This is a genomic window from Gemmatimonadaceae bacterium (assembly GCA_036496605.1).
In the GTDB taxonomy this organism is placed as follows: Bacteria; Gemmatimonadota; Gemmatimonadetes; order Gemmatimonadales; family Gemmatimonadaceae; genus AG2.
Genome location: DASXKV010000033.1, coordinates 139995 through 151679, shown reverse-complemented (window position 1 = coordinate 151679; position 11685 = coordinate 139995). Strand labels below are relative to the sequence as shown.

The window sequence follows — 11685 nt, the reverse complement described above, 5'->3', positions numbered from 1 at the left end:
CAACCACGCAAGCGCCATAACGAGGAGATCCGAGAATGCCGGTTTACACATACAGCGCTCGCGCCATCAACGGCGAGCTGAAAAACGCGACGATCGACGCGCCGAGCCGCGAAGAGGCGGTTGCGCAGCTGCGAAAGCAGCGGCTCAACGTCATCAAGATCGACGAGGCGACGAAGAAGAAGAAAGGCGGCAAGGTCCCGATGCGTGAGATCGTGATCTTCACCCGCCAGTTCTCGACGATGATCAACGCCGGTCTCCCGCTCGTGCAGGCGCTCGATATTCTCGCGAATCAGAGCGAGAACCAGGCGCTGAAGGACACAACGAAGGCGGTGGTGTTCGACGTCGAGTCGGGCAACACGGTCGCCGACGCGCTGCGCAAGCATCCGAATGCGTTCAGCGATCTGTATGTGAACATGGTCGCCGCCGGTGAAGCGGGCGGTATTCTCGATACGATCCTGATGCGCCTCGCGGTTTTCATGGAGAAGAACGACGCGCTCGTTCGAAAGGTGAAGGGCGCGATGATCTACCCGGGCGTGATCATGAGCGTCGCCGTCATCGCAATCACCGTGCTGCTCGTGTTCGTGATTCCGGTGTTCGAGAACATGTTCGCATCCGTGAACATGGCGCTGCCGTTGCCGACGCGAATCGTGATTGGCATGTCGCGCTTCCTGAAAGGGTACTGGTGGGCGGTGGGCGCCGCGGGCTTCGGTCTCTTCTACATGTTCAGGAATTACTACGCGACGTCTGGTGGAAAGCTCGTCATCGACAGGCTGATGCTGAAGACGCCGGTGCTCGGCGACGTGTTGAGAAAATCGGCAGTGTCGCGATTCACTCGCACGTTAGGCACGTTGATCTCCTCGGGTGTCTCGATTCTCGACGGCCTCGAGATCACGGCGAAGACGGCGGGCAACCGGGTGATTCAGGACGCAATCATGGAATCGCGCGCGTCGATCGCCGGTGGTGAAACGATCTCGGCGCCGCTGAAGAAGAGCGCGGTCTTCCCACCGATGGTGATCTCGATGATCGCCGTCGGCGAGCAGACGGGCGGACTCGATGAAATGCTCACCAAGATCGCGGACTTCTACGATGAGGAAGTCGACGCGGCGGTGAGCGGATTGTTGGCGATGATGGAACCGATGATGATCGTCTTCCTCGGCGTCGTCGTCGGCGGCATGGTCGTCAGCATGTACCTGCCGATCTTCGACATGGTGAACGCCGCCGGATAATAGTGCTGCGTGACGAGTGTCGAGTGGCTAGTGGAGAACATCCCACTAGCCACTCGCTTTTCCTGCTCAGACGCGGGTTGCATGTATGAGCGTCACCGTCGGAGTCGATCGAAGGTCGAGAGCCTTTGGCCGATGCGGCCGTGGCACACTCCCGGGACCGATGGTCGGCCCAATGTGCCTGGCCAGGCATGGCCGCGGTCCTGGCGAGACGTCGCCGAGACGTCGCGCAAGCGTGGGCACCCAGTCGACGGGTTCGCCAAGTGCTTCATGTAAGGGCGAGAACTGCATGCAAGTTCCAGATCCTGGTTTGCGAGCAGTGAGTACCGCATCAAAGCGCGTGCGAGAGCGAAAACTGCGCCAGTGCTCCGTGGCGTCACCCGCCACGGGGAGAACCTCGAATGCGTCAGCCCATGACGCGGAGTTGCTTCACCGCCCGATCTGCTTCGCGGATCGAGTTGCGGTGATCTGCTGCGCCCGCGAGATCAGTATTCGCAAACGCTATCCGACCGTGCAATTGATTCCGCAGTACGTCGCGGGGCGCGGGATTTCCATCAGTTCCAAAGAAGAAACCAGGCTGCGGATTCACATAGGCATGTCCCCAGCGGTTGAGGATGATCCCTGCGACGTCGCGGCGGGGATCGAAACCGCCCTGCGCGAACATGTCGGCCAGCTGCTCGCGAAGGGCACGCTCGTACTGCGTGAAGGATGTGGCTAGTAGTTCGGTGCGTCCGCGACTCCCTTGCTCCGCGACCGGCAGACCTGGCTTCGCGAAAAGCACTTTGATCGTCAGCACCGTCGGCGAGTCGGGGCCGAAGCTCTGGTCGTACGGCCCGATCGTCGCCATCCGGCGCACCGAGAGATAGTTGCCGAGGCCCTCGAACCATCGGCAGCCGGACATTCCCATGTTGTAGAGGAAGCGCCAATTCCGCACGGCGATGTTCGCCATCAGACACGGCGATCGATAGAACTGGGCATACGCCTCGCGATGCGTCGTGGGCAGGTCTCGGACGACGTGCTTCGTGGTCCAGCTCCCGCCGGCCATCACGACGGAGCGCGCCCTGACGGTGAAGAGGCGGCCACCCTTCACATACGTGACGAGAGCGTGCGGCGCAGTCGCCGGATCACCCTCGTGCTCGACGCGAATGACCGTGGCGTTCAGTCGAATGCGCGTCGCTTGTCCAGCGCGATCGAGGGCCGCGAAGTTCACGCGGTTGGCCCAGACGGCCTCGACGGAGCGCGGCCCGCCGATGGCGTCCGGGATGAGCGTTTTCACCATGAGCCGGGCGAAGCCGCTGTTGCCGTCGGGGAACATCTGGTCGCCTAACGCGTTGTCCCCGTCACCGGGAAACTGCGTCTCGATGGCGTAATTGCAATAGGCGGACAGCACATCGGGGCCGAGGCCATAGCCGCCGCCTTCCACGGGCGAGAGAAAGTTGCGCACCGTGTCGCGGCTGATCTGGTGCGTCGCCATGAGGTGATCTTCGAGCGTGATCGTATCGAGCTGCCGCGAAATAGCGCCGCCCTCGCTCTCTGGCCGTGGACTGTTGCCGCCTGCGGTGCGCCATCGCAGGAGCTCGGCCTTCTCGTTCTCGCCTAACGGTGCGCCCTCGAGCCGGCGTCCCCACGGATCGATCATCCAGACGCCGGGCCGCTGGGCGAAGTGCGGCCCGAAGTAGAAGCCATAGTTTTTCGGCTCCTCGTACGGGCTCTGACTCACCTTCCACTCCGGCGACGGACCGCGCCAGCTCTGGTACTCGAACGCGCGCCGGTCCATCCCGATCGACTCGTAGAACCGATCGGTGTAGCCGCCCTTCTGCGGCACGAGAAAGATCGCCGACCCCTGGTGTGCGACGACGGTCTGCCCGTCGACGATGAACTCGTTGCGCTTCGCCTCGCCGCCGAAGATGGGGTGATTGTCGAGCACGAGACAGCGGCCGCCCTTCTCCTTCTGGAAGAACACCGCCGCAGCGAGTCCACTCATCCCGCCGCCCACCGACACGAGGTCGTACGTCTCGCCGGTGTCGATGGCGCGCGCGAGCGCATTCTCGAACTGCCCGTCGCGCATCGCGTGCGCGGTTGTCATCACGTCGTAAGTGTTGCCGTTCGACTGCGCGTAGTCGCCGACGCCACCGTAGCCCGTCCAGTCATCGGACGGGAGTGGCGAGGTTATGAGCGGTGCTTGCCCGTGCAGCAGCAGGCCTGCGCCCGCTACCAGCGTGCCATTGAGAAAGTCACGCCGCGAGATCGGCTCGTTCATTCCGAGCCGGTCGGCCTGGGCGCCGCTCGACGCGTCGTCGGGAGTGTCTGTCATCGAAGCCTTCTTCCTCATTGGAGCAACGTGAGGAATTCGAGGCCTTCGCGCAATTCGCGACCGCCAATTGCTCTTTTCGCGATCTCGAGTGCCGTGTGCTCGGGACGTGGCCTCTCTCGGCAGCATTCTGCGTTCGGTAATCGATTGTCTCTGATGCAGAAGCCGATCACCGAACCTTCTGGAACGCTCTCAATGCGCACATCTCGCTCTCTCGCCTTTGCCCTCGTCGCAATCGCCATTGGCTGCCACGATGCCGGTACTGCTCCGCAATCGACGACTACATCCTTCGACGCGCGCCACGCGCTCGCCAGGATCGATCCGATCGCCGCGGTGATCGACCAGCCGATCATCGCGTCTTTCGAGGCAGCGTTGTCCTTCTACGAGTCGTTCTTCCGATCGGGCGGAGCGACAGCGGTGTCCCTAGCGCCACAACGAGGCGCATTCGATCTCCGCCTAACGCGAAGTCTCGCAGGGGTCGCGCGGATCACTGCGATGCACAACCCCGATGCTGGCAAGGGAAAGACGTTCGTCTACGATCTATCGGCCGGCTCGTACGTGGTCGACGCGACCGCGACCGGTGCTCCCGCAACGGGAGTCCGCTTCGTGCTCTACATATGGGATGGACCGAACGGCCGGCCGGCGCTGCCGCTCACGCGCCTGGGCTACGTCGACATCGCACCCGTCGAGGCCACCATCGGCTCGACGGAGCTCGTCATCATTCGCGACTCGCCCTTTCTGCCGATCGCAGACTTCGTCGTCGCGCACGCGGCAGCAAACGGAGTGAGCACGTTTGGAATCCAGGGATCCGCCACTGACGGCTTCACCGAGGACATGATCAATCTCGATGGCTTCGAGAGCGGCGGGATCGGACTGCATCATCTCGTCTACAACACGACGCTCGCTTCCTCCCCACCGAACACGAGCGCATACGAGCAGCTCACCTACGACGAGGCAACCGCGTCGCAGACCGGGAAGCTCGAGCTCTCATACGAGGGGCACACGTTCACCGACGAGAGCGCCGGCGCGGGGACCGAGATCAAGTTTGATGGCGGTCTGTACGCGCGAGTTCTCTTTCCGCGGACAATCGATGACGCGACGCAGTACCTGAAGCCCGACGGCACGCCGCTGAGCCAGCAGGAGGTCGCCGATCTGAACGCATTGCTGGACAGAGTCGTCGTGGCAGACTTCTTCTGGATCAGTCTCGCCTGGCCCTAAGAAAGAGGATCGTCCAAGCAGAAGTGAGTGAGTTCGAATGAGGCGTTGGGTGGCGAGGGGTGAGAAATTCAGCGCTCGCCACTTTTGCGTTTGTGATTCATTGCGCAAGTTGTACGGCAGATGCTTCCTGCCTCGATTCGCGCGATCACCGCGCTCGCTCTCGCCGCCGCGACTCTCGCTGGCGGTGATGCTCGTCCCACCATCGTCATTGACCCGGGCCATCCGTCCGAGGTAAGTAGCGGCGCGACGATGCAGAACGGGACGAGCGAAGTCCACATTGCCTGGCTCGTGGCGCAGCGCCTCGCGACACTGCTCAGGGCACAGGGATACAACGTCGTCATGACCAAGCCCGCCGAGCGGACGATGGTGACCAACGTCGAGCGGGCGAAGGTCGGTAACTCCGCCAAGGCGGCGCTCGTCATTCGTTTGCATTGCGATGACAGTCCAGACAGTGGTTATGCGATTTATCATCCCGATCGTCAGGCAACCGTGAAAGGTCATACTGGGCCGAGTGCCGACGTGATCCGCGCGAGCGCGGCGGCGGCGGAGTCGGTGCACGTGTCGATGGCACGCGTGCTGGCGGGCAGGCTCAAGGACGGCGGCGTGCGCGGTGATTCCAGGACGCTGATCGGCGGGAGGCAGGGAGCCCTGACCGGTTCGGTGTTCTCGGACGTTCCCGTCGTGCTCGTCGAGATGGTCACGTTGAGCAATGCGCACGATGCAGCGTTCATCAAGCAAGCGGTAGGTCAATCGCTCATGGCGCAGGCGCTCGCGAACGGCATCGCGCGATACGTGCCGGCGGCAAATTCACCGAGGGTTCAATGATTCGGCGCCTAACGGGCCTGATCGCGTTCGTCGCGATCGTCGCCGGGTGCAGCCAAGACGGGAAGGCCGGTACCGACACGACACGATCGGCGCAAGCGGGCGCCACGACGGCAGCAGCGCCGCGACCGGCGATGACGCCTGCGCTGCAACCGGAGGTAACTCCGCAACCGATTATGACGCCTGCGCCGCAACCGACGTCGATCGACGGCTGGGAGCAGTTCGACTACTCGGCGCATGTGTCACACCGGCGGGGCTCGCGTCGCTTCCGCTCGTCTTGGCACAGCGCATTCGTGGAATCATCTTCGGTCGGCACGGACGGGTCTTTCAGGACTCGACGCTAGAGGCCTGGTTGGCGACGCGCTCGTGGTATCATGCGGATACGACCTTCACCAACGCGCGCCTAACGGCTGGCGAGCGCGAGAACCTCGAGATCGTGCGCGAAGCGGAAGCAACGAAGCACACGCAGATCGAGCCGGGAGACATACGCTTCTACCAGGACCGCGTGATCACGACGACCATGCTCGGCGATCATTCGCCGCAGGATTGGGAGGTGCTCGAAGCGGAAGTCCTTGCGAATCACGGCTACGTCTTCGAGGGCGATGACGACGACAGCCGCACCCTCCAGGGAGACGACCTACAGAAGTACTTCGAGGACCGCTATTGCTATCATCCGAATCGAGACTTCCGGGCCAAGCAGCTCTCGGCCATCGAGCGGCAGAACCTCGACACGATTGTGCTGGCGGTGACGCGGCAGAACAAACGCGCGCTATCGCCCGGAATGATGAACCTGTTCCGGTCCACACCGCTCACGGAGCCGATGCTAACGAACGTCTCGGTCGCGGATCTGCGTCTGTTGCGGAACGAGGTGTACGCGCGGCACGGACGACCATTCCAGACGGCCTGGCTCGCGCAGTATTTCAAGCAGGAGCCATGGTATGCGCCGCGAAGCGATTACTCGGACGCCGAGCTCTCGGCGACTGAGCGCGCAAACATCGCGCTGATCACAAAGCGCGAGGAGGAACTGCATCAGTCACTCGGTACGCGATTGCTGAACGTTTCGGACGTGCGCGGCCTTCTGCCCGAAGACGCACGCCGGCTGCGGAATGAGGTCTACGCCCGACACGGCCGGCGCTTTCAGGATCCGAAGCTGCAGCGCTACTTCGCGAGTTTCTCGTGGTACAGGCCTAACGATACGTTCCGCGAGAGTCAGCTCAACGAGACCGAGCGGGCCAACGCGACGCTCATCAGTCAATACGAGCACGGAAAGTTCACCGAGGGCTGATAAGGCCAAACAGGTCCCGCGTGCCGGGACTCGGTGATTCAAAAAAGTTCTTCCGGCGAGCAGATGCCCATGGTACGATAGGCGATGCCTGTCCGGACAGCTCAGACGCCACGCATGCCGTGGGTCTCCTCGCTACTTCTCGCCGGTGGAAGCCTCGTCATCGGCGCCGTGTCGCCCCTCTACGACTCGTACGTCCCGCCGCTCCTCCAGCGGCACCTGACGAGTAGCACGGCGATCGGCGCGGCGATGGGCATCGACAACGTGCTCGCGCTGTTCCTCGTTCCGCTCATCGGTGCGCTCTCGGACGGGACGCACACTCGACTCGGTCGTCGCGTTCCGTTCGTGCTCGCGGCGCTTCCAATCACCGCCGTTGCGCTGGCGGCGATTCCATTCGCGGAGCAATTCGGCTTGGCTGCGCTCCTTCTCGCGATGGTCGTTCTCGACGTCGCACTCGCCGTGTGGCGTGCCCCGTTTTCGGCCTTACTCGCGGAGCTCGTGCCGTCGATTCATCGATCGAAGACGGAAGGCATTCTCGGCGTCGCGATGTGCATCGGCGCGATGCTGATGCTTGGTTCGGCGCGGAACCTGGCCGAGCGGAGCATGGAGCTGCCATTCGCGCTCGCCGGGGTTCTCGTGGCGATCGTGTGGCTCGTGAGCAGCATGTTTCTTCGCGAACCATCGCATGAAGCGGAAGCGCGACCACAGGCTGCACGAGCGGTCGTCGCGCCGTTTCGCTCGCTGCGCGACGCGTTCACGGCCGGCGGCGGACGCGCACCGCAATTCTTTGCCGCGTGCTTGCTCTTTCAGATGGCGTTTCAGTCCTTCTCGAGCTGGTTCACGTTGCACGGCTCGGAGCGCTTTCAGACGAGCGTCGCCAACGTATCGCTTGGCTTCATCGCCGTTGCGGTGTCGACGCTCGTCGGCTCGATCCCCGCCGGTTGGCTCGGCGCGCGCTACGGCAGACGTCGCATGTCCCTCGTCGGCATCGCGGGAATGGCGGTCGCGTGCGCGATCCTGCACGTCGTGCCCACGCTCACGCTCGCCGTCGTCGTGCTCTTCCTCTTCGGGCTCTCCTGGTCGTTCCCGGTGGCCAACCTCACGCCGATGGCGCTGGAGCTGGGTACCGTGGCGCGCGCGGGATCGCTCGCCGGCGCCTTCCTCCTCGTGCAGAGCGCGGCAGGGATCGTCGGGCCGTCGACCGTCGGCGTTGTGTTCGACATGACCGGCTCGAAGCGTTCACTGTTTGTGCTGCTGGCGATCTTCCTCGGCGGCGCGTTCGCATTGTTTGCGAAGCTCGCACCCGGCTTCGGTGAAGCACATGTCAGGATATCGCCGTCAGCAACCGCGGTAGCATTGCCGACTGCCGTCGAGGGTGACGACTGATTGCGCGGGATGGCTGACCCGCTCTCTTGCCGCGACACGCGTGCCTGAGGCTTCGCTACCCGATCGCTCGTGATCGTCGCCATATCGCGACTGATATCGCGGCCGCGCAGGCACTCGCTCATGCGTGAGGACAAGTTCGCGCACGCCTGAGGATAGATCGAAGGTGCCGCCACATACTCGGACCACGTCGAAGCGCGAATTCGTACGCAGGTGCAGAATTTCACGAATCAGCAAACGCGGATGGTCTTCCCGCGCGCGCCATCACTCTTCCGTCGGACGGGGTAGTTCGGGGCGATCGGACATTGCTGCGCCCGCACTCCCGACTGCTCCTTGGCGCACTGCAGATTTTTCGTCCAGGACTATTCTTCCATCCTACCTAACGCTGGCTTCTCGCCGCTTGATCCGAACTTCTCGCGATCTGCTCGCGACATTGAGCACACCGCGCGAGAGTGGTCATAAGGGATTCGGCACTTCTTCATCTCCGACCAGGACTTATTCGGTTGCTCGTGGTATTTTCGGTGAGCGGATTGGCATTTCGCTCGACCCGAGCGGGATTTCGCTCGCGGCGACGAGTTGATGTTTCTATCGACGCGTCACATCGCCACTCTCTTCGCCGAGTAAGTCGATCGCGGGCGCGACATCCGCTCTGGCGTTTGGCAGTTTGGTCTCGCGAGGGTGAGTTCTTTCGCTCACGCGTAGAAGTGCACGGGCCGCGCAGCGGGCGCCACGCGCTGTTCGCTCGCCAGCCACGCCGGTGACGCGAGCACGCACGCGAGGCGCGCGCTGCCCCACGCCGGACTTCTATAGTCAGCACGCAGAGCCAGCCCAGCGTCACCTCGTCCCGCTCACACGACCACGCCTCGCGCCCGCTCACGCACCTGCTGCAGGAGAAGCCACACGCCTGTCGTTAGGAGCGACACCCAGTCGCATCCCGATCGCCACGTCCCGCGTGTGGCGACAGACGATCAACCCTCTCTCGCGCACGCGATGACTAAAGCCGACCACGGTGCGGCCAGGCGACGCACACAGACGACGCACCGGGACACACGCGCTGTCGCCGAGCCCCACATCCACAGCGCGCACGAGCCCACACGCCGTGCGTGGGACCCCCACGCGCCGCACGTGCCCTCCCACGCAGTGCATCTCCGCGCCCACGCACTGCGCGCGGGCAGGCACGTTCTTTCTCTTTGCGCGCTCGGGCTGCAGGTTGGAACCCACGCCTTGCGTTTCACGCACCACGGCGAGACTAAGAAGTTGCACACTCCACGCGCGCACCGCCACGTCTGCGCGGTCGGCCCCCACGGTGAGCTCCGGAGCCCCGCCATGAACGCTTGGCAGAAACGTGCATCGCGCGCCCCCATCATGCCGTGTCGCAACTTGGCACCTCCGAACTCTAAAACTCCTGTCGTGCCAGCTATTGGTCGCGCTCGTCTACGCAGAGCGCACGGAATTCGTTGCGACCGCTCGCACCGGTCTGAGGATTGCGATGCCGTTTCGGCGACTGCGGTTCGGCGGCGCGCATGCTTACGGAGAAAAAGAAACTCGAGCTCGAAACGACCGCGAACGAGATCCGCAAGTCGATTATCGAGATGCTCGTCGCGGCCGGCTCCGGCCATACCGCGGGGCCTCTCGGAATGGCGGACGTCTTCACGGTCCTGTACTTCCACACGCTCCGACACGATCCAATAAATCCCGCGTGGGAGGATCGCGATCGACTTGTGCTGTCGAATGGGCACATCTGTCCCGTCCTCTACACGACGATGGCCCATGCGGGCTACTTCCCGAAGGAAGAGCTAAAGACGCTGCGTAAGTTCGGCTCGCGCCTGCAGGGCCATCCGCATCGCGAATTTCTGCCGTACCTCGAGACCAGCTCCGGCCCGCTCGGCGAAGGCCTCTCGCAGGCAGTGGGCATGGCGATCGCAGATTCGTTAGGCGGCCAGTCGAGTGCGCGACGAATTGTCTGTCTGATGTCGGATGGCGAGCTCGAGGAAGGGCAGACGTGGGAAGCGGCAATGCTTGCCGGCAAGCACAAGCTGTTCAACCTCGTCGCCCTCATCGACCGCAACAACATTCAGATCGACGGCTTCACCGAGGACGTCATGCCGCTCGAGCCACTGCGCGACAAGTGGCGCTCATGGAACTGGCACGTGTTGGAGATCGACGGCCACAACATGGACGAGATCGCGTCGGCCTTCGACGAAGCGAAGAGCATCTACGAAAAGCCGACGATGATCATCGCGCACACGACCCCCGGCAAGGGCGTGCAGGAGTTCGAGCGCGACTTTCACTGGCATGGGAAGCCGCCTAACGCCGACGAGGCGAAAATGGCTCTCGCCGAGCTGCGCACGCTCGGCGGCCGCATACGCAGCGAGCATCAGTAAATGCTCAACCCAGACCTGCATCTGAACGAGAAGCTGTTCGACACCGACGTCGAACAGGTGGCCATTCGCAAGGGATTCGGCGATGGCTTGGTGTGCGCGGGCGAGCGTGAGCCGCGCGTGGTCGTGCTCTGCGGCGATCTCACGGAAAGCGCTCAAGCGCTCGCCTTCAAAAAGCAATTTCCCGATCGCTTCGTCGAGCTTGGTGTGGCCGAGCAGAACATGGCGTCCGTTGCGAGCGGCATGGCAGCAATGGGGAAGATCCCCTTCATCACGTCCTACGCGATGTTCAGCCCCGGTCGGAATTGGGAGCAGGTTCGGACGACAATCTGCTACAACAACCGACCGGTGAAGATCGCCGGCTCGCATGCGGGAGTGTCCGTCGGTCCGGATGGCGGAACGCACCAGGCGATCGAAGACATCGCGATCACACGGGTGCTTCCGCGCATGATCGTCATTTGTCCGTGCGATGCGATCGAGGCGCGGAAGGCGACGGTGGCGGCCGTGTCGACCGGCACACCGGTCTATCTGCGTCTCGCGCGCGACAAGACGCCAGTGATGACGACTGACGACACACCGTTCGAGATCGGCAGGGCGCGCACCATCTGGAGATCCGACGCGCCGCAGGTCGGTCTCATCGCGACCGGGTCGCTCCTCCACAAGGCGCTCCAGGCGGCTCGAGACCTCGCGAATGAGAAGATCGATGTGGAAGTGCTCAATCTCTCGACGATAAAACCTCTCGACGTGGACGCAGTTGTTACTCTCGCACGGAAAACGGGCAAGCTCGTGACGATCGAAGAGCACCAGATCTACGGCGGCATGGGATCGGCCGTAGCCGAATGTCTCGCAGGACATTATCCCGTGCCGATCGAGTTCGTCGGCGTGCATGACCGGTTCGGTCAGTCGGGAACGCCGGAGGAGCTGATCGAGCACTATGGCATGGGACGGGATGCCATCGCCCGAGCCGTCCGGAGTGTCTCGCGGCGTTGACGTTGCGCCAGGGCGCTGCTCGCGTTCGACCGGCTCGTCAGTCGCTCCCTAAGGCTGTATAATCGCGTAACGCCG

At 63.2% G+C, this 11685-nt stretch carries 8 protein-coding genes; 7 read left to right on the top strand and 1 reads right to left on the bottom strand.

The features are described 5' to 3' along the window. The first annotated feature begins 35 nt into the window (after positions 1–35). The gene (locus VGH98_12660) at positions 36–1226 is read left to right on the top strand and encodes a type II secretion system F family protein (protein HEY2376821.1); all 1191 of its coding nucleotides are present in this window, start codon (positions 36–38) and stop codon (positions 1224–1226) included. Between the two features lie 403 nt (positions 1227–1629). On the opposite strand, the gene VGH98_12655 is transcribed toward VGH98_12660, so the two are convergent. Continuing rightward, positions 1630–3537, bottom strand: a complete 1908-nt coding sequence (locus VGH98_12655; GenBank protein HEY2376820.1) for an FAD/NAD(P)-binding protein — start codon at positions 3535–3537, stop codon at positions 1630–1632. A gap of 192 nt (positions 3538–3729) precedes the next feature. Here VGH98_12655 and VGH98_12650 point away from each other — a divergent pair, with 192 nt between their 5' ends. From VGH98_12650 to VGH98_12625, 6 genes are all read left to right on the top strand, one after another. Beyond that, positions 3730–4752 (top strand): hypothetical protein, encoded by a 1023-nt coding sequence (locus VGH98_12650; GenBank protein ID HEY2376819.1) that lies wholly within the window; start codon positions 3730–3732, stop codon positions 4750–4752. A gap of 120 nt (positions 4753–4872) precedes the next feature. Next, the gene (locus VGH98_12645; GenBank protein ID HEY2376818.1) at positions 4873–5577 is read left to right on the top strand and encodes an N-acetylmuramoyl-L-alanine amidase; all 705 of its coding nucleotides are present in this window, start codon (positions 4873–4875) and stop codon (positions 5575–5577) included. A 46-nt stretch (positions 5578–5623) separates the two neighbouring features. Next, on the top strand, positions 5624–6859 hold the full coding sequence (locus VGH98_12640) for a YARHG domain-containing protein (GenBank protein HEY2376817.1): 1236 nt from the start codon (positions 5624–5626) through the stop codon (positions 6857–6859). Between the two features lie 84 nt (positions 6860–6943). Beyond that, entirely contained in the window at positions 6944–8242 is a 1299-nt protein-coding gene (locus VGH98_12635) for an MFS transporter (protein HEY2376816.1), read from the top strand. Between the two features lie 1520 nt (positions 8243–9762). After that, positions 9763–10623: a transketolase gene (locus VGH98_12630; GenBank protein HEY2376815.1), complete on the top strand. Its 861-nt coding sequence runs from the start codon at positions 9763–9765 to the stop codon at positions 10621–10623. Next, positions 10624–11610, top strand: a complete 987-nt coding sequence (locus VGH98_12625; protein ID HEY2376814.1) for a transketolase C-terminal domain-containing protein — start codon at positions 10624–10626, stop codon at positions 11608–11610. It begins immediately after the preceding gene. Positions 11611–11685 lie beyond the last annotated feature (75 nt).